We start from the raw sequence: 18850 nt of genomic DNA on the forward strand, positions 1-18850 counted from the left end.
ATCAGGTGACAGGCGCCGGGTTGAAAAGCACCAGGCTGTTGTGCAGCTTCCAGTGCTCGGCCCAGGTCTTCCTGCGGCCGCTGGCCACGTCCAGCAGCAGCTGGAACATGGCCCAACCGGTCTCCTCGATGCTGGCCTCGCCATCGGCGATGCGGCCAGCGTTGATGTCCATCAGGTCGTGCCAGCGGCGGGCCAGGTCCGTGCGCGTGGCCACCTTGACGACGGGGCATTCGGCCAGGCCATAGGGCGTGCCGCGGCCGGTAGTGAAGATGTGCAGATTCATGCCGGCGGCCAGCTGCAGCGTGCCGCAGATGAAGTCGCTGGCCGGCGTGGCGGCGTAGACGAGGCCGCGCTGGTCGCGCCTCAACTTGTCGCCGGGCGACAGCACGTGCGAGATGGCCGAGCTGCCGCTCTTGATGATGGAGCCCATGGCTTTCTCGGCGATGTTGGACAGGCCACCGGCCTTGTTGCCGGGCGTCGTGTTGGCCGAGCGGTCGACGCGGCCGCGGTCGAGGTAGCGGTCGTACCAGCCCAGCTCGCGAATGATGGCCTCCGCCACCTCGGGCGTGGCAGCGCGGCTGGTGAGTTGCTCGACGGCGTCGCGCACCTCGGTGTTCTCGCTGAACATGATGGTGGCGCCGGCGCGCACCAGCAGGTCGGCACAGAAGCCCACGGCCGGGTTGGCCGTCACGCCGGAGAAGGCATCGCTGCCGCCGCATTGCACGCCGACGACGAGTTCGCTGGCCGGCACCGTCTCGCGGCGGCGGGCGTTCAGGCGCTCGAGGTGGGGCCTGGCACTGCTGAGGATGTCGTCGAGCATGGACATGAAGCCCACGTGAGCATCGTCCTGCAGACAGATGGTCTCGGGGCCGGCGCTGGCATCGCGCCCGTCGGTGATGGGGAAGCTGCCCGGCGGCAGCAGGCGCGCCGGCTGCAGCTTCTCGCAACCCAGGCTCACCACCATGACTTCACCGCCGAAATTGGGGTTCAGCGAGATGTTCTTCAGCGTGCGGATGGGAATGACGGCGTCCGGCGCATCGATGGCCACGCCGCAGCCATAGCTGTGCTCCAGCCCAATGACGTCGTCCACATTCGGATAGAGCGGCAGCAGTTCGGCCTTGATGCGCGCCACCGCCTGGGCGACGACGCCGGCCACGCATTGCACCGTCGTCGTGATGGCCAGGATGTTGCGCGTGCCGACAGATCCGTCGGCATTGCGATAGCCCTCGAAGCTGTAGCCCTCCAGCGGCTCGGCGACGGGAGGCTTGACCGTGGCAATGGGCAGGCCCTCCAGCGCGCGGGCCGACGGCATCTGCAGCAGGCGCTCATGCACCCAGCTGCCGGCCGGGATGGGCTTGAGCGCATAGCCGATGGGCACCGCGTAGCGCAGCACCACTTCGCCCTCGGCAATGTCACGCAGCGCGACCTTGTGGCCTTGCGGCACCTTGTCCCGCAGCACCAGGCCGGCGCCGGGAATCCCCTCGGGCAGTCGCGTGCCTTCCTGCAGCCCGCCGTCATTGGCGACGATGGCGACGTTGTCTTCGTCGCGCATGCGCAGGGTCAGCGGCGGGCGGGGGGAAACAGCATTCATATCCGGCGGTGGAGTGGCTACAGTGCGATCAGGTCTTGTTGTACGTCGTCTAGTTGTCGTACAACTTACCTGACTTTAGACGCCCTGCTCGCTTCAAAACTCCGGGAAAACCCGCGAATGCACGCCCCCATCACCCGCCGCCGGCCCCGCACCCTGGCCCTGGAACTGGTCGAATCGCTCGGCAACCGCATCCGTGCGGGCCAGCTGCAGGCCGGCGACAAGCTGCCCACCGAGGCGGCCATCATGGGCGAATTCGAGGTCAGCCGCACCGTCGTGCGCGAGGCGATTTCCAAGCTGCAGGCGGCCGGCTTGGTGGAGACGCGCCACGGCATCGGCACCTTTGTTATCGGGCCGGGCGATGGGCCCTCGTTCAAGATCACGCCGGAGCAGTTCAGCACCCTGCAGGACGTCATCGCCGTGCTGGAGCTGCGCATCGGCCTGGAGACCGAAGCCGCCGGCCTGGCCGCCCAGCGCCGCAGCGAAGCCAATCTTGTCGCCTTGCGCAGGGCTCTGGATGCGGTGATCGCCGCGGTGGAAGCCGGCCAGGACTCGGTGGCGGCCGACTTCCAGTTCCACCTGGAGATTGCCCGCGCCACCCAGAACAGCCATTTCGCCGACCTGATGGCCACGCTGGGCGCCCAGATCATCCCGCGCGCCCGGCTGGAGGCGGCGACCGACATGAGTGCCGAGCGGCTGGCCTATATGCGCCGCGTGAACACTGAGCACGAGAACATCCTGGACGCCATCGCCAACCAGGACGCCGAATCGGCCCGCGCGGCCATGCGCACCCACCTGTCCAACAGCCGCGAACGCCGCCGTCGCGCCCAGGCCGAAGCCGCCTGATCGACGCGTAAAGCAGCTCGCACCACGGGTTATCCCTAGTCTTGTCGGATTTGACCCAAGTTGTACGATGACCTACAACTTAGCTCATTCCCCTCACCGGAGACCCCGCCCATGTCGCCCCAAGAACTCAAAGCCGTCCTGCAAGCCGGTCTGCTGTCCTTTCCGCTGACCGACTTCGACGCCCAGCTGAACTTCGCGCCCAAGCCCTATGCCGAGCGCCTGGAATGGCTGCAGCCCTATGGCGCCTCGGCCCTGTTCGCGGCCGGCGGCACGGGCGAGTTCTTCTCGCTGGAACCGGGCGAGTACAGCGAGGTCATCCAGGTGGCTCTGGACACCTGCCGCGGCCGCACGCCCATCCTGGCCGGCGCTGGTGGCGGCACGCGAGTGGCCATCCAGTACGCCCAGGAGGCCGAGCGTCTGGGCGCCCAGGGCATCCTGCTGCTGCCCCATTACCTGACGGAAGCGAGCCAGGAAGGCCTGATCGCCCACGTCGAGGCCGTCTGCAGGAGCGTCAAGTTCGGCGTCGTCGTCTACAACCGCGGCGCCTGCAAGCTCACGCCGGCCTCGCTGCAGGTGCTGGCCGAGCGCTGCCCCAACCTCATCGGCTTCAAGGATGGCCTGGGCGACATCGAGAAGTTCGTCGCCATCCGCCAGACCCTGGGCGAGCGCTTCGCCTATCTCGGCGGCCTGCCCACGGCCGAGGTCTTTGCCGGTGCCTACAAGGCCATGGGCTGCCCGGTCTACTCGTCCGCCGTCTTCAACTTCATCCCCAAGACGGCGATGGAGTTCTACAACGCCCACGCGGCCAATGACACGGCGACGACCGACCGCCTGATCCGCGACTTCTTCCTGCCTTATATCGCCATCCGCAACAAGGCCGAGGGCTATGCCGTGTCCATCGTGAAGGCCGGCGCGACGCTGACCGGCCACAGCGCCGGCCCGGTGCGCCCGCCGCTGTCCGACCTGCTGCCCACCGAGGTCGACGCCCTCGGTGCGCTGATCTCCAAGCTCGGCCCGCAATAAGCCTCTCGCAAGACAACACCGGAGACAAACGATGATGAAGAAACTGCTGACCGCCTTGCTGCTCGGCGCCGCCGCCACCGTGGCGACCGCCCAGGCCTGGCCCGCCAAGCCTGTAACCCTGCTGGTGCCCTTCCCGCCCGGCGGCTCCACGGATGCCATCGCCCGCCTGCTGGGCAACAAGCTGCAGGAGCAGCTCGGCGGCAGCTTCGTCATCGACAACCGTGGCGGTGCCGGCGGCACCATCGGCACCGCCGCCGTCAAGCGCGCGCCGGCCGATGGCTACACCATCCTCGTCTCGTCGCTCGGCCCCCTGGTCATCGGCCCGCATCTGCTGAAGAACCTGCAGTACGACCCGACCAAGGATCTGGACTACATCACCGTCGCCGTGCAGGCGCCCAACGTGCTGGTCGTGCCCGCGGCCTCGCCGCACAAGAGCATGGCCGACGTGCTGGCCTACGAAAAGGCCAACCCCGGCAAGATGAGCTTTGCCTCCAGCGGCAACGGTTCCAGCGATCACATCACCGCCGAGCTGTTCTGGCTGCAGACCGGCACCTCCGGCCTGCACATCCCCTACAAGGGCGGCGGTCCGGTCATGACCGACCTGCTCGGCAACCAGGTCGACTCGAGCTTCATGAACATCAACACCGCCCTGCCGCAGATCAAGGCCGGCAAGCTGCGTGCTCTGAGCATCACGAGTGCCCAGCGCTCGCCGGTGCTGCCCGACGTGCCGACCATGGACGAGCTGGGCATCAAGGGCCTGCAGGTCTATTCCTGGCAAGGCGTGGCGGCACCCAAGGGCCTGCCCGCCGACATCAAGGCCAGGCTGCACGCCGGCATCGTCAAGACACTGAACGCGCCCGATGTGAAACCCAAGCTGCTGGAGCAGGGTTTCGAGGTCGTGGCCAACACGCCCGAGCAGTTCACGGCCTTCCAGGCCAGCGAATTCGCGCGTTGGAAAAAGCTCATCGAAGAACGCAAGATCACGGCGGATTAAGCCCACCCCCGAGGCGCTCACGCGCCTCCCCCTCAAGGGGGCGCACCCGATGGCCTGGCAAAGCCAGCTCCATGGGTGCCACTCGGTGGGGCACTACATCTCTGAAGTACTGATATGACCTCGACCCCCGTCATCAAAGAGCTGCGCGTCGTGCCCGTCGCCGGGCGCGACAGCATGCTGCTCAACCTCAGCGGCGCGCATGCGCCCTTCTTCACGCGCAACATCCTCATCCTCACGGACAGCGCCGGGAACACCGGCGTCGGCGAGGTGCCCGGCGGCGAGAAGATCCGCCAGACGCTGGAAGACGCACGCAGCCTCGTTGTCGGCCAGCCCATCGGCGCCTACAAGGGCCTGCTGCAGGCCGTGCAGAAGACCTTCGCCGACCGTGACGCCGGCGGCCGCGGCCTGCAGACCTTCGACCTGCGCACCACCATCCATGCCGTCACGGCCATCGAGTCGGCGCTGCTGGACCTGCTGGGCCAGCATCTGGAGGTGCCGGTCTGCGCCCTGCTCGGCGAAGGCCAGCAGCGCAGCCATGTGCCCATGCTGGGCTATCTGTTCTACGTCGGTGACCGCCGCAGGACCGACCTGCCCTACGACAGCCAGCCCGACGCCGCCGACCCCTGGCTGCGCCTGCGCCATGAAGAGGCCCTGACGCCCGAGGCCATCGTCAGGCTGGCCGAGGCCGCCCAGGCCCGCTACGGCTTCCAGGACTTCAAGCTCAAGGGCGGCGTGCTGCGCGGCGAGGACGAAGTCGAGGCCGTCAAGGCCCTGAAGGCGCGCTTCCCCCAGGCCCGCATCACGCTGGATCCCAACGGCGGCTGGCTGCTGCAGGATGCGATCCGCCTGATGCGCGACATGCACGGCGTGCTGGCCTATGCCGAGGATCCCTGCGGCGCCGAGGGCGGCTTCTCGGGCCGCGAGGTGATGGCCGAGTTCCGCCGCGCCACCGGCCTGCCCACGGCCACCAACATGGTCGCGACCGACTGGCGCCAGATGGTGCATTCGCTGTCGCTGCAATCGGTAGACATCCCGCTCGCCGACCCGCACTTCTGGACCATGGCGGGTGCCGTCCGCGTCGGCCAGACCTGCCGCGACTTCGGCCTGACCTGGGGCTCGCATTCCAACAACCACTTCGACGTCTCGCTGGCCATGTTCACGCATGCCGCCGCCGCCGTGCCCGGCCGCGTCACCGCGATCGACACGCACTGGATCTGGCAGGACGGCCAGGAGCTGAGCACCAACCCGCTGCAGATCGTCGGCGGCGAGGTGGCCGTGCCCACCACGCCGGGCCTGGGCGTGACGCTGGACATGCAGGCCGTCGAGGCCGCGCACCAGCTCTACCTGCAGCATGGCCTGGGCAGCCGCGACGACGCGATCGCGATGCAATACCTGGTGCCGAACTGGACCTTCGACAACAAGCGTCCCTGCATGGTGCGCTGAAGCCACGCCGGCCAATAGGTCACTAGGCCGGCGCCTCACGGAGACCTTCCCCATGATCAAGCTCCCCCGCCTCGGGCTGGCACTGCTGGCCGGCTTTTCCCTGTCAGGCCTGTCCAGCCTGGCCGCCGCCGCGCCGGCGCCCGCCGCCTGGCCCACCCTGCCCATCCGGCTGGTCGTGCCCTACCCGCCGGGCGGCTCGTCGGACATCATCGCCCGCGCCATCAGCACCCAGCTGGGCGCGGCGCTGAAGCAGACCGTCATCGTCGACAACCGACCGGGCGCCAGCGGCAACATGGGCGCGGACGCGGTCGCCAAGTCCACCGACGGCCACACCCTGCTGCTGTGCGACGTCGGGGCGCTGGCCATCGCCCCCTCGGTCTACACCAAGCTGCCCTTTGATCCGACCAAAGACCTGCGCGGCGTGACCATGCTGGCCTACTCGCCCCACCTGCTGGTGGTCCACCCTGGCGTGCCGGCCAACAACCTGAGCGAACTGGTGGCATTGTCCAAGACCCGGCCGCTGAACTTCGCCGTCACTGCACTGGGCAGCGCCCCCCACCTGGCCGGCGTCGCCGTCGAGCAGGGCAGCGGCGCCAAGTGGACCTACATCCCCTACAAGGGCGGCGCGCAGTCGGTGGCCGACACCATGGCCGGCCAGACCGACCTGACGATGAACGGCATGCTGGCCACGCTGCCCCATGTGCAGTCCGGCAAGCTCAAGGTGCTGGCCGTGTCCAAGGGCACGCGCGTGCCGCTGCTGGCCAGCGTGCCCACCGTGGCCGAGCAGGGCCTCAAGGGCTTCGAGTCTGGCACCTGGCAGGGCGTGCTGGCGCCGGCCAGCATGCCGCCGGCCGTGCTCGCCAGGCTCAACGCCGTGCTGACGGAGATCATCCGCTCGCCCGAGGTGCGCGAGCGCCTGGTCTCGCAGGGCGCCGAGGTGCGCACCATGACGACAGCCGAGTTCGCCAGCTTCTTCGACGCCGAGCGCAAGCGCTGGGCCCAGGTGGTCGCCAAGGGCGGTGTCAAGCTGGATTGACATGACCGCGCCCCGCCTGCTGCTGATCGGCAAACTGATGGCAGCGCGTTCAAGAAGCTCATAACCTCGGCCGCGGTGGGCCTCAGCGAGGCCCAGTTGGCGGCGCCCGCGCCGCCCTTCCTTTTCTTCATCGTGGAGTCCCCATGAAACCGAACTACATCGCCGGCGCCTGGACCGAAGGTCCGCACGCCTCCCGCAACATCAACCCCTCCGACACGCGCGACCTCGTCGGCGAGTACGCCCAGGCCGACGCCGCCCAAGCTGACCTCGCCATCGCCGCCGCGACCGCCGCCTTCCCGGCCTGGAGCCTGTCGACGCCGCAGCAGCGCTTCGACATCCTCGACGCCGTCGGCACCGAGATCCTGGCCCGCCGCGCCGAGCTGGGCGACCTGCTGGCCCGCGAGGAGGGCAAGACCCTGCCCGAGGCCATCGGCGAAGTCGTGCGCGCCGGCAATATCTTCAAGTTCTTTGCCGGCGAGGCCCTGCGGCCGGGCGGCGAAAGCCTGCCTTCGGTGCGCCCCGGCGTCGGCGTGGAAGTCACGCGCGAAGCCATCGGCGTCGTCGGCCTCATCACGCCCTGGAACTTCCCCATCGCCATCCCCGCCTGGAAGATCGCGCCGGCCCTGGCCTGGGGCAATTGCGTCGTCTTCAAGCCCGCCGACTTGGTGCCCGGCTCGGCCTGGGCCCTGGCCGAGATCCTGTCGCGCTCGGGCCTGCCGGCCGGTGTCTTCAACCTCGTCATGGGCCGCGGCTCGGTCGTCGGCGAGAAGCTGCTGAACGACCCGCGCGTGGCCGCCATCAGCTTCACCGGCTCGGTCGGCACCGGCCAGAAGGTGGCCGCAGCCTGTGTCTCGCGCATGGCCAAGTTCCAGCTCGAGATGGGCGGCAAGAACCCCATGGTGGTGCTGGACGACGCCGACCTGAATGTCGCGGTGAATGCAGCCGTCAACAGCGGCTTCTTCTCCACCGGCCAGCGCTGCACCGCCTCCTCGCGACTCATCGTCACCGAAGGCATCCATGACCGCTTCATCGCCGCCATGGTCGAGAAGATGAAGGCGCTGAAGATCGACGACGCGCGCAAGGCCGGCACCGACATCGGCCCCGTCGTCGACGCCAGCCAGCTCGGCCAGGACACCGACTACATCGGCATCGCCAAGGCCGAGGGCGGCCAGCTGCTGCAAGGCGGTGAGCGCCTCGAACGCAATGCCGACGGCGCGCCGGGCTTCTATCTGACGCCGGCCCTGATCACCGGCACGACGGCCGAGATGCGCATCAACCGCGAGGAAGTGTTCGGTCCGGTCGTCAGCGTCATCCGCGCGCGCGACTACGAAGAAGCGCTGCATCTGGCCAACGACACGCCTTTTGGCCTCTCGGCCGGCATCGCGACCACGTCGCTGAAGCACGCCACCCACTTCAAGCGCCATTCCCAGGCCGGCATGGTCATGGTCAACTTGCCGACGGCGGGTGTCGACTATCACGTGCCCTTCGGCGGCCGCAAGGGCTCGAGCTACGGCCCGCGCGAGCAGGGCCGCCATGCCGCCGAGTTCTACACCACCGTGAAGACGGCTTACACCCAAGCCTGATCCCCACCATTCGGCATCACCGCCCGGCAAGAGGCGGAGCCGCTGCATTGCCCGGAGACATTGATGAACACCGCCACCGCCTCGCTGGCCCACGCCGGCAGCGCCAACCGCACCCGCAAGCGCTTCGCCATCCTGGCCATGCTCTTCGTCGTCACGACGATCAACTACGCCGACCGCGCCACGCTGTCCATCGCCGGCCCGGCCCTGTCCAAGGAGCTGGGCATCGACGCGGTCACCATGGGCTATATCTTCTCGGCCTTCGGCTGGTCCTATGTCATCGCCCAACTGCCTGGCGGCTGGCTGCTGGACCGCTTCGGCTCCAAGCTCGTGTACGCCTGCAGCATCTGCATCTGGTCCGTCTTCACACTGCTGCAGGGCGGCATCAGCTTCATCACGGCCAACGTCGGCCTGGCGGTCGTCACGCTGTTCGCGCTGCGCTTTCTCGTCGGCGCGGCCGAGGCGCCGTCCTTCCCGGCCAACGGCCGCATCGTGGCCTCCTGGTTCCCCGCCAACGAGCGCGGCACGGCCTCGGCCATCTTCAACTCGGCCCAGTATTTCGCCACCGTGCTGTTCGCGCCGCTGATGGGCTGGATCACGCACAGCTACGGCTGGCCGGCCGTCTTCGTCGTCATGGGCCTGCTGGGCATCGTGCTGAGCCTCGTGTGGATGAAGACGGTCCACACGCCCAAGAGCCACCCGGGCGTCAATGCCGCAGAGCTGGACTACATCGCCGCCGGCGGTGCCCTCGTCAACATGGACCAGCCCGGCACGCAGAGCCGCAGCTTCGCGCCCAACACACCCAAGCTGGGCTACATCAAGCAGCTGCTGGGGAACCGCATGTTGATGGGCGTCTACATCGGCCAGTACTGCATCACGACACTGACCTATTTCTTCCTGACCTGGTTCCCCGTCTACCTGGTCAAGGAACGCGGCATGTCCATCCTGAACGCTGGCTTCGTCGCGGCCCTGCCGGCCATCTGCGGCTTTGCGGGCGGCGTGCTCGGCGGCCTGGTCTCGGACGCGCTACTGCGCCAGGGCAAAAGCCTGACCCTGGCACGCAAGACGCCCATCGTCATCGGCATGCTGCTGTCCACGTCGATGATCCTGTGCAACTACGTCGATAGCGCGGCGGTCGTCGTCGCCATCATGTCGCTGGCCTTCTTTGGCAAGGGCCTGGGCGCGCTGGGCTGGGCCGTCGTGTCCGACACCTCGCCCAAAGAAATCTCGGGCCTGTCGGGCGCCCTCTTCAACACCTTCGGCAACACCGCCGGCATCACGACGCCCATCGTCATCGGCTATCTGATCAAGGGCACGGGCTCTTTCAACGCGGCCCTGGTCTTCGTCGCGGCCAATGCGCTGGTCGCGGTGTGCTGCTATCTCTTCGTCGTCGGCGAGATCAGGCGCTTCGAGCTCAGAAAGAGTGCTTGAGCGCCCAACTCTCGTAGGCCTGCAGCGTCTTGAGGGGCCACGTGCCCCACCAGGCATAACCGTTGCGGCGCTCCAGGCTGAGGTCGTTGACGTCGTCGTGCAGGCTCTTGTCGCGGTCGCCGAACACGGGCTTGAGCGTCCTGGCGTCGTAGTAGCGCGCCCACAGCGGACCGGCGCCAGGCTGGGCGACCAGGCGCTTGCCCTGGGCCTCGTCGACCTTGACCCAGGTGCGATCCCGCGCCGCGAGGGCCTTCAGCGTCGCGACGCCGCCCTTGACGGCCTCGACGACGGCCGGCGAGGGGTTGGGCAGGCTCATCAGATAGGCCAGGGCCCGGGCGCTCTCGCCGCTGCTCAGGGCGGGCGGCTCGTAGTTGCGGGCCGAGGCCGGTGCCAGCGTCAGCGCGTCGTGCTGCTGCGCCCACAGCGTGGGCCGGCCGTCGACGCGGATCTGCGTTGCCAGCAGCAGCTGCACGGCGCTCGCCTCGGCCGCCGCGGTCTGGGCCTTCAGGCCGGCGGGCAGAAAGTCCAGGTCCTTCTCACCATGGGCGGCCTCGCCCATCAGCTCGGCCACCTCCACGAGGGCGTTGTCGTTCAGCGTGATGGCATCGTGATAGCCGCCCTGCAACGGCCACACCTGGGGCCAGCCGCCGTTGGGGAATTGCGCGGCCAGCAGATAGCGCAGGCCGCGCTCGGCCGCTTGGCGATAGACACCGCCCGCTTCGCCAGGGAACTGCGCTGCCACCCGGGCCAGGAAGCGGATCTCGGTGATGGTGGCGTCGTTGTCTATGGTGCCGACATAGCTCCACTGCGCGTCCTGGGCGAGATCGAAGTCGCCGGGCCTCGCGCGCTTGCTGCTGTTGTCGGCCACATAGGCCTGGCCGCGCTGGCGCGGCGCGCGGTCGCGCGGCTGGTTCTTGCCCCAGCCACCGGCCGGCGTCTGGTAGCTCAGCATGTTGCGCGCCACCAGCAGTGCCGCTTCGCTGCCATACCAGGCCGCCGGCTTGTCCAGCGGCATGCTGGCTTCACCGTGCCCGCCCTCGGGCGGCGTGGGCCAGGTGACCAGGCCCTGGCGTTCGGCGGCCAGGGCGGCGCGGTCGGCGGCACGCTGGGCCTCGGAGCGGGCCAGATAGGCCTGCCAGGCCGTGCGCTCGGCCACCGGCAAGACGGCGACGCGCTCGGCCGTCAGCGCATCCGCCGGCGGGATGGTGCCGATGCGGGCCGCAAAGGCCACCGGCGCCAGGGCCAGGGCAAGCAGAAGGAAGCGGCTGGAGACGGACATGGGGGTGGCCAGGGTCGGAATTGACGCAATCTAAAGGCCCGCGGCCGCGGCGGCACCGCTAATCTCACACCGCTCACACAGTTGATTGCTTCATGAAACACCTCGCCCTTCCCGCCCTGCTGGCCCTGGCCGCCTGTGCCGCGCCCCCTGCGCCGCCGCCCGCGCCACCGCTCGTCGTCGGCCTGCAGCAGGCCTGGGTGCAGGCCGTCGCCGGCCCGGCCTGGGCCGTGCGTGCCCTGACGGCCGATGCAGCCTGCCCGCACATCAGTTGGTCCGGCGGCGGCGCCGCAATGACGGAGCGCAGCGCCCCGGGCGAGGAAGGCCCGCCACCCGGCAACAAGGAGCCCGAGCGCAAACCGACCTCGTTCACGCTGCGCGCCTGCGAGGCCCCCTGGCCCGCCGGCGTGGCCAGCCTGCAGCTGGGCGGCGTGACGCTGCAGGCCCCGGTGGCCGAGCTGCGCCGCATCGTCGTCATCGGCGACACCGGCTGCCGCCTCAAGGCCTCGGACCGCGACTTCCAAGGCTGCAATGACGCCTCGGACTGGCCTTTCCCGCGCGTGCTTGCCCTGGCTCTGAGGCTCAAGCCCGACCTGGTCGTCCATGTCGGCGACTATCACTACCGCGAAAGCCCCTGCCCGGCCGGCATGGCCGTGTGCGCCGGCAGTCCCTGGGGCTATGGCGACGACACCTGGCAGGCCGACTTCTTCCAGCCCGCGCGCGCCCTGCTGGCCGCCGCCCCCTGGGTCTTCGTGCGCGGCAACCACGAGGCCTGCACCCGCGCCGGCCAGGGCTGGCTGCGCTATCTGGACGCCGGGACCGGCCCGGCCCGCGCCTGCTCAGCCGCAGGCCCGGGCGTCAACGACGGCGACTTCACGGCACCGTTTGCCGTGCCGCTGTCGCCGCGCAGCCAGCTCATCGTCTTCGACTCCTCCGAGATCGGCAGCCGCACGCCGCCCCGGGATTCCCCCGCCTGGGCGCGCTGGCGCCAGCAGCTCGACCATGTCGCCGACCTGGCCCAGGGCAGCGCCCAGAGCCTCTTCGTCAACCACCACCCGAGCCTGGCCTTCAGCCCCAGCCTGACCGGTGCCCCGAGCACGGTCCGTTCCGGCCTGACCCCGCTGCTGCAGGACGCCATCCCGGGCCGCCTCTTCCCGCCCGGCGTGCAAGCCAGCCTTCACGGCCACATCCACATGCACCAGGCCCTGGGCTTTGCCAGCAATCACCCCGTCACCCTGGTCATCGGCAACGGCGGCTCGGCTGCCTCGGGCCGGGTCGATGCCGCCGCGGCCCTGTCCTATGAGCTGGCGCCCGGCGCCCGTCTGGAGACCGTGCGCACGCATACCGAGTTCGGCCTGTCGCTGCTGACGGCCACGCCGGAGGGCTGGCAATTGCAGGCCTTCGACGCCCTGGGCCAGCCGCTGTCGACCTGCCGCCTGGCCGGCCAGAAACTCAGCTGCTGAGGACACAGCTTGTCACCCCTGACTTTTGGCAGGCCGCACGAGAAGTAACGCCCGCGCATTCCATCACTCCATACCCGATTTGAAGGGTTTCCGGCAGGTAAATCGGTACTGCGCATAAATCACCGCCGGCTAAACTGGCCCCACCTGTCTAGCTGTTTCGGCAGGACCACGTTGATAGAGGACTCGGCTACATGAGCTCCAGATTGAAAGTCGCCGGTTGGGTTGCCCTCGGTGCCGTCGCGGGTGCCCTCACCACGATGCAGTTGCAGGCCAATGCGCGCAGCACCCTGTCTCCGCTGCCCCTGGACGAGATGCAGCAGCTCGCCGCTGTGTTCGGCCTCGTCAAGAGCGACTACGTCGAAGCCGTTGACGAGAAGAAGCTCATCAACGACGCCATCGCCGGCATGGTCTCCGGCCTGGACCCCCATTCCCAGTTCTTCGACAAGAAGACCTTCAAGGAATTCCGCGAAGGCACGACCGGCAAGTTCGTCGGTGTGGGCATTGAGATCGGCATGGAAGACGGCCTGGTCAAGATCGTCTCTCCCATCGAAGGCTCGCCCGCCTTCCGCGCCGGTCTGAAGAGCGGCGACATGATCAGCAAGATCGATGACGCAGCCGTGCGCGGCCTGACCATCGACCAGGCCGTCAAGAAGATGCGCGGCGAACCGGCCACCAAGGTCAGCCTCACCATCTACCGCAAAGCCGAGAACCGCAGCTTCCCGGTGACCATCACCCGCGAGGAGATCAAGGTCCAGAGCGTGCGCGCCAAGGTCGTCGAGCCCGGCTATGCCTGGATCCGCGTCAGCCAGTTCCAGGACCGCACCGTCGACGACTTCGCCAAGAAGCTGGAAGACATTTACAAGCAGGAGCCCAACCTGAAGGGTCTGGTGCTGGACCTGCGCAACGACCCGGGTGGCCTGCTGGACGGCGCCATCGCCATCTCCGCCGCCTTCCTGCCCAAGGGCGTGGAAGTCGTTTCGACCAATGGCCAGATCGCCGAATCCAAAGCCAGCTACAAGGCCGATCCGGACGACTACCGCCGCCGTGGCGGTGACGACCCGATCAAGCGCCTGCCCGCCGCGCTGAAGAACGTGCCCCTGGTCGTCCTCGTCAACGAAGGCTCGGCCAGCGCCAGCGAGATCGTCGCCGGCGCCCTGCAGGACCACCACCGCGCCACCGTCATGGGTGCCCAGACCTTCGGCAAGGGCTCGGTGCAGACCGTGCGCCAGCTCGGCCCGGAAAGCGCCCTGAAGATCACCACGGCGCGCTACTACACGCCGAGCGGCCGCTCCATCCAGGCCAAGGGCATCGTGCCCGACGTGCTGCTGGACGAAACCGCCGAGGGCAATGTCTTCGCCGCCCTGCGCACCCGCGAGGCCGATCTGGAAAAGCATCTGAACAACGGCCCCGAGGCGGAAGAGAGCGAAGCCCGCCAGAAGGCCCGCGAGGAAGCCCGCCAGAAGCTGGAGGCCGAATATGCCAAGCGCGCCGAGCCGCCCAAGCCCCTGCCCGAGTTCGGCTCGACGGAAGACTTCCCGCTGGTGCAGGCCCTGAACAAGCTCAAGGGCCAGCCCGTCATCGCCTCCAAGTCGGCCGTCGAACGCAAGGCCGAAGCCAAGACGTCGGAATAACTACAAAGACTCCTGACCTCTTGAAAGCACAAGGGCCTCGCAAGAGGCCCTCTTTTTTTGTCTGGCCGCTGGCCCTGCCTTCAGCCGGCCGGCGCCAGATGGGTCAGCACGCAGCGCCACTGGCCCTGCACCAGACGGTAGACATCGGTGATCCATTCATCGGCGCTGATGGGGGCGCCCCTGAAAGTGCCGGTATTGCTGCCACGCCCGGTGACGACCGCCATGTCGCCGTAGACGCTGGCCCGCACCACCCGCTTGGTCATCGATTCGTGCGTCAGCGCGCCGCTGCGGATGGCATGCAGGATGGCCTCGCGCGGGATGGGGCCCTTCTGCGGCGTCACCAGCGTCCAGTCCGGCGCGATGCATTGGGCGATGCGCTCGACATCGTTGCTGACCATGGCCTCATTGAAGCGGTCCTCGACCGCCTGGAATGCCTGCAGCAACTCGGTATCGGCGGGACTGCCGGTCATGACGGGCTCCCCGCGGCCATCGCGTCCCAGCGGCGCTGCATTTCCTCAGGCCCTACCTCCTCGGCCTTGCTGGCGACGAACCAGCTGTAGCCAAACGGATCGGCGATCAGGCCGCTGCGGTGGCCGTGGAACTCGAGCTTGACGGCGCGCAGCAGGGTGGCGCCATGCCGCACGGCGTTCGCGACGAAGGCGTCGGCGTCGGCCACGTCGAGGTGGAGCTTGACCGGCGAGCCGCCGAGCGTCTCGGGCCCGACGGCGCCGAAGTCGGGATACTCATCGGCGATCAAGACCCGCGTGGCGCCGAACAGCAGCTCGGCATGGCCGATGCGGCCATCGGACGGGTCGAGCAGCTTGAAGTCCAGCTGGGCACCCAGGGCCTGGACGTAGAAGTCGATCGCGGCCTGGGCGCCCCGGACCGCCAGATAGGGCGACAGGCTGGCCGGTGAAGTTGCGGCTGCGGGCATGATGGATCCTCCGGTGAGTGCGAATTAGATTACGATACGTCACGTAATGAGTCAAGCATCCCCTCCCGAGGCGCCGCGCAAGCCCGGCCGCCCACCCAGCGAGGAGGCGCGCCGCCTCGCGCTGGCGACCGCCTACCGCATCCTCATCGAGGAGGGTCTGGGCCGGCTGACCATCGAGCGCGTGGCGGCCGAGTCGGGCGTCAGCAAGCCGACGATCTACAGGACCTGGACCAACGCCCAGGACCTGGCCATGGCCGCCTTCATGGCGCATCCGCCCTCCGATGAGCCGCTCCCGCGGGCCCACTCCGTGCGGGCCCGGCTGCGTGCTCACCTCGCCGGCGTCATCGCCACCTTCGCCACACCACGCGGGCGGCAGATCACCTTGACCATGGCCTCGGCAGATCCCGACAGTGAACTGGCCAAGGCCTTTCGCAATCAGGTGATCCTGAAGAGCCGTGAGGCCGGCCGCCAGATCATCGAGGCGGCCATGGCGGCGCGCGAGATCCGCTCCGGCATCGACATCGAGGTGGCCCTGGACATGATCTACGGGCCGCTGTTCTTCCGCCTGCTGGTGGGCCACCGGCCGCTGTCACTGCAGCTGGCGGAGCAGTTGGTCGAGACGCTCTTCACCGGTGTGGGCGCGGCGCCGGATTCGCCCGGCTGACGCGCAGGGCTCATCGCCGCCCGGCAACGGCCAGGGCACCCAGTGCCGCCACCGCGCCCAGGGCCGGCACGGCGCGCCAGCCGAAGGAGGCCAGCAGCGTCGAGCCCAGGGCCGCACCGCTGGCCATGCCGACGAACATGGTGCTGACGAGCACGGCGTTCAGCCGGCTGCGCGAGGCCGAGTCCAGGCTGTAGACCACGCTCTGGTGCGACACCAGCGCCGCCTGCACGCCCAGGTCGAAGACGATGGCCACGCCCACCAGCAGCCACAGCGAGGCCGGGGCCAGGGCCTGCACGGCAAAGGCGATGAAGACCAGCAGCGCACCGATGCGGATGACGGCCTGCGGGCCGCGCCGGTCCGCCAGGCCGCCGGCCAGCGGCGCCGCCAGGGCTCCCGCCGCGCCGGCCAGGCCGAAGGCGCCGGCCACCGCGCTGCCCTGGCCGAAGTCCGGGCCCGCCAGCACCAGGGCCAGGGTCGACCAGAAGGCGCTGAAGGCCACGCTCAGCAGGCCCTGGGCGATCGCCGCGCGCCGCAGCGGCGCATGACGCATCCACAGCCCGGCCATCGACGCCAACAGCGAGCCATACCCCGCCGACGTCGCCGGCACGAAGCTCGGCAGGCTGCGCCACAGCAGCGGGATCAGGGCAGCCACGGCAATGGCCGCCACCGCGTAGACCGCACGCCAGCCCGCCGCAGCCGCCAGCGAACCGCTGGCCACCCGCGACAGCAGGATGCCCAGCAGCAGCCCCGTCATGACCTGGCCGACACGCTTGCCGCGCTCGGCCTCGGGTGCCAGCGCCGCCACGGCGGGCACGATGTCCTGGGCCAGGGTCGCGGCCAGGCCGATGGCCACGCTGGCCACGCACAGGGCCGCAAAGCCCGGCGCCAGCGCCGCCAGCGACAGGGCCAAGACCAGCGCTGCAGCCTTGATGACGATGATGCGGCGGCGGTCGAAGCGGTCACCCAGCGGCGAAAGCAGCAGGATGGCGGCGCCGTAGCCGAGCTGGGTCAGCGTGGGCAGCAGGCCGATCGCGGCACTACCGACGCCGAACTGCCCGGACAGCAGGCCCAGCAGGGGTTGCACGTAATAGATGGACGCCACGGCCAAGCCGGTGGCCGTGGCGAGCAGCAGGGACAGCGCGGGACTGAGCACGGTGATCTGGGGTGTGGACTTCATGGGTCGGCAGTGTGGCGAGTCGTAAAAACCCTTGCTAGACGCAGAGCCCGCACGACTGCCATACGCTTGACGCATGAGCACGACCTTCGACCGCCTGCTGCTGATGCAGACCTTCATCCGCATCGTCGAGGCCGGCAGCCTGTCGGCCGCGGCGCGCCAGCTCGGCACCACCCAGCCCACGGTCAGCCGCCGCCTGCAGGCCCTGGAGCGCCAGCTCGGCCAGCCCCTGGTGCAACGCTCCACGCACGCGCTGCGCCTGACCGAGACCGGCCAGCGCGCCTACGCAAGGGCCAAGGCCCTGGCGGTGGATTGGGAATGCTTCGAGCAGTCGCTGCGCGCCGAGCCCGGCCTGCCCGAGGGCCTGCTGCGCGTGCAGGTGCCGCATGCCTTCGGCCAGGAGCATCTCATCCCCTCTCTCGTCCAGGCGCTGAAGGCCGCGCCGGGCCTGCGCGTGGACTGGCTGCTCAACGACGCGCCGCCCAACTTCATCGAGCAGGGGCTGGACTGCGCCATCCGCGTCGGCGGCAAGGCTGAGGGCTCCGTCGTCGCCATCGAGCTGGCCCGCGTGCCGCGCGTGCTCGTGGCCGCGCCGGCGCTGGTGGAGGGGCGGCGCATCGCCACGCCCGACGACCTCGCCGAGCTGCCCTGGGTGGCGCTGTACACCTTCTACCGCCAGGAGGTGGCGCTGAAGCGCGAAGGCGACGGCGAACGCGCCCGCATCGCCATCCGTCCCGTGCTGGCGACCGACAGCCTGTATGCGACGCGCGAGGCCGTGCGCCTGGGCCTGGGCGCGGCCCTGCTGTCGGGCTGGTCGGTGCGCGAGGACATCGCCCAGGGCCGCCTGGTTCAATTGCTGCCGCCCTGGCGCGGCGAGGCGCTGCCGGTGCACCTGCTCTATCCCAACCCGCCGGCGCCACCGGCCCGGCTGCGCTATTTCATCGAGGCCATGCGGCGCAGCATGGCCGGGCCGCTGTGGCCAGATATGCGCTAGGGCTATCCTGCTCCCATGAACGACGACGACCTGCTGCGCTACTCGCGCCATCTGCTGCTCGACGAGATCGGCATCGAGGGCCAGCAACGCCTGCTCGACGCCGGCGCCCTCGTCATCGGCGCCGGCGGCCTGGGCTCGCCGGTGGCCCTGTATCTCGCCTCGGCCGGCGTCGGCCGCATCACTCTGGTCGACCACGACACGGTGTCGCTGACCAATCTGCAGCGCCAGATCGCCCACGACATGGCCAGCCTGGAGCTTCCCAAGGTCGAGTCCGCCGCCGCCCGCATGGCGGCCCTGAACCCCGGTGTGCGGGTGCGCGCCCTGGCGTGCAAGGCCGACGCAGCGCTGCTCGACGACGAGGTCCCGCAGGCCGATGTCGTCATCGACTGCACCGACAACTTCGCCACCCGCCATCTCGTCAACGCGGCCTGCGTTCGCCACGGCAAGCCGCTGGTCTCGGGCGCGGCCATCGGCTTTGACGGCCAGATCAGCGTCTATGACAGCCGCTCGGGCGAGACGCCCTGCTATGCGTGCCTGTTCCCGCCCGAGTCCGGCTTCGAGGACGTGGCCTGCTCCACCATGGGCGTGTTCGCGCCGCTGGTGGGCATCGTCGGCAGCCTGCAGGCGGCCGAGGCGCTCAAGCTGCTGGCCGGCATCGGCGAGCCCCTGGCCGGGCGGCTCTTGATGCTGGACGGCCGCCGCATGCAATGGAGCGAGATCGCCATGCAGCGCGACCCCGAATGCTCGGTCTGCGGCGCTGGATGAAATCCCGT

The 18850-nt window shown here is 69.2% G+C and carries 17 protein-coding genes; 12 read left to right on the forward strand and 5 right to left on the reverse strand.

What is annotated here, in order from left to right:
- Position 1: 1 nt before the first annotated feature.
- A complete protein-coding gene (gene garD / locus J2X20_RS21810) occupies positions 2-1591 on the reverse strand; it encodes a galactarate dehydratase (RefSeq protein WP_310269405.1) in 1590 nt (529 codons plus the stop codon).
- A gap of 117 nt (positions 1592-1708) precedes the next feature.
- On the opposite strand from garD, the gene J2X20_RS21815 reads away from it, so the two are divergent.
- The 7 genes from J2X20_RS21815 (at position 1709) to J2X20_RS21845 (ending at position 9941) form a co-directional block, all read left to right on the forward strand.
- Positions 1709-2434 (forward strand): FadR/GntR family transcriptional regulator, encoded by a 726-nt coding sequence (locus J2X20_RS21815; RefSeq protein WP_310269407.1) that lies wholly within the window; start codon positions 1709-1711, stop codon positions 2432-2434.
- 111 nt (positions 2435-2545) lie between these two features.
- A complete protein-coding gene (gene kdgD, locus J2X20_RS21820) occupies positions 2546-3457 on the forward strand; it encodes a 5-dehydro-4-deoxyglucarate dehydratase (protein WP_310269410.1) in 912 nt (303 codons plus the stop codon).
- Positions 3458-3491: 34 nt separating this feature from the next.
- Positions 3492-4451 (forward strand): Bug family tripartite tricarboxylate transporter substrate binding protein, encoded by a 960-nt coding sequence (locus tag J2X20_RS21825; protein WP_310270007.1) that lies wholly within the window; start codon positions 3492-3494, stop codon positions 4449-4451.
- A 114-nt stretch (positions 4452-4565) separates the two neighbouring features.
- Positions 4566-5894: a glucarate dehydratase gene (gudD, locus tag J2X20_RS21830; protein ID WP_310269413.1), complete on the forward strand. Its 1329-nt coding sequence runs from the start codon at positions 4566-4568 to the stop codon at positions 5892-5894.
- 52 nt (positions 5895-5946) lie between these two features.
- On the forward strand, positions 5947-6930 hold the full coding sequence (locus J2X20_RS21835; protein WP_310269416.1) for a Bug family tripartite tricarboxylate transporter substrate binding protein: 984 nt from the start codon (positions 5947-5949) through the stop codon (positions 6928-6930).
- 143 nt (positions 6931-7073) lie between these two features.
- Positions 7074-8513: an aldehyde dehydrogenase family protein gene (locus J2X20_RS21840; RefSeq protein WP_310269419.1), complete on the forward strand. Its 1440-nt coding sequence runs from the start codon at positions 7074-7076 to the stop codon at positions 8511-8513.
- A 63-nt stretch (positions 8514-8576) separates the two neighbouring features.
- Entirely contained in the window at positions 8577-9941 is a 1365-nt protein-coding gene (locus J2X20_RS21845; protein WP_310269421.1) for an MFS transporter, read from the forward strand.
- Here the strand turns inward: J2X20_RS21845 and pelA are convergent.
- A complete protein-coding gene (gene pelA, locus J2X20_RS21850; RefSeq protein WP_310269424.1) occupies positions 9925-11220 on the reverse strand; it encodes a pectate lyase in 1296 nt (431 codons plus the stop codon). The two genes, J2X20_RS21845 and pelA, sit on opposite strands and share 17 nt — an antisense overlap.
- Before the next feature lie 92 nt (positions 11221-11312).
- Between pelA and J2X20_RS21855 the strand changes: the two genes are divergently transcribed.
- Both J2X20_RS21855 and J2X20_RS21860 read left to right on the forward strand, forming a co-directional pair.
- Positions 11313-12680: a metallophosphoesterase family protein gene (locus tag J2X20_RS21855; protein WP_310269426.1), complete on the forward strand. Its 1368-nt coding sequence runs from the start codon at positions 11313-11315 to the stop codon at positions 12678-12680.
- A 191-nt stretch (positions 12681-12871) separates the two neighbouring features.
- Positions 12872-14311 (forward strand): S41 family peptidase, encoded by a 1440-nt coding sequence (locus J2X20_RS21860; RefSeq protein ID WP_310269430.1) that lies wholly within the window; start codon positions 12872-12874, stop codon positions 14309-14311.
- An 80-nt stretch (positions 14312-14391) separates the two neighbouring features.
- On the opposite strand, the gene J2X20_RS21865 is transcribed toward J2X20_RS21860, so the two are convergent.
- The gene (locus tag J2X20_RS21865) at positions 14392-14781 is read right to left on the reverse strand and encodes a nuclear transport factor 2 family protein (protein ID WP_310269433.1); all 390 of its coding nucleotides are present in this window, start codon (positions 14779-14781) and stop codon (positions 14392-14394) included.
- The gene (locus J2X20_RS21870; protein WP_310269436.1) at positions 14778-15245 is read right to left on the reverse strand and encodes a VOC family protein; all 468 of its coding nucleotides are present in this window, start codon (positions 15243-15245) and stop codon (positions 14778-14780) included. The genes J2X20_RS21865 and J2X20_RS21870 overlap by 4 nt, the downstream gene beginning before the upstream one ends.
- Positions 15246-15291: 46 nt before the next feature.
- On the opposite strand from J2X20_RS21870, the gene J2X20_RS21875 reads away from it, so the two are divergent.
- On the forward strand, positions 15292-15909 hold the full coding sequence (locus J2X20_RS21875; RefSeq protein ID WP_310269438.1) for a TetR/AcrR family transcriptional regulator: 618 nt from the start codon (positions 15292-15294) through the stop codon (positions 15907-15909).
- Between the two features lie 10 nt (positions 15910-15919).
- On the opposite strand, the gene J2X20_RS21880 is transcribed toward J2X20_RS21875, so the two are convergent.
- Positions 15920-17086, reverse strand: a complete 1167-nt coding sequence (locus J2X20_RS21880) for an MFS transporter (protein WP_310269441.1) — start codon at positions 17084-17086, stop codon at positions 15920-15922.
- A 73-nt stretch (positions 17087-17159) separates the two neighbouring features.
- On the opposite strand from J2X20_RS21880, the gene J2X20_RS21885 reads away from it, so the two are divergent.
- Both J2X20_RS21885 and J2X20_RS21890 read left to right on the forward strand, forming a co-directional pair.
- On the forward strand, positions 17160-18077 hold the full coding sequence (locus tag J2X20_RS21885; RefSeq protein ID WP_310269442.1) for a LysR family transcriptional regulator: 918 nt from the start codon (positions 17160-17162) through the stop codon (positions 18075-18077).
- A gap of 15 nt (positions 18078-18092) precedes the next feature.
- Positions 18093-18842, forward strand: a complete 750-nt coding sequence (locus J2X20_RS21890; protein ID WP_310269445.1) for a HesA/MoeB/ThiF family protein — start codon at positions 18093-18095, stop codon at positions 18840-18842.
- The last annotated feature ends 8 nt before the right edge of the window (positions 18843-18850 follow it).

It is taken from the genome of Roseateles saccharophilus (genome assembly GCF_031458095.1).
Classification (GTDB): Bacteria; Pseudomonadota; Gammaproteobacteria; order Burkholderiales; family Burkholderiaceae_C; genus Pelomonas; species Pelomonas saccharophila_A.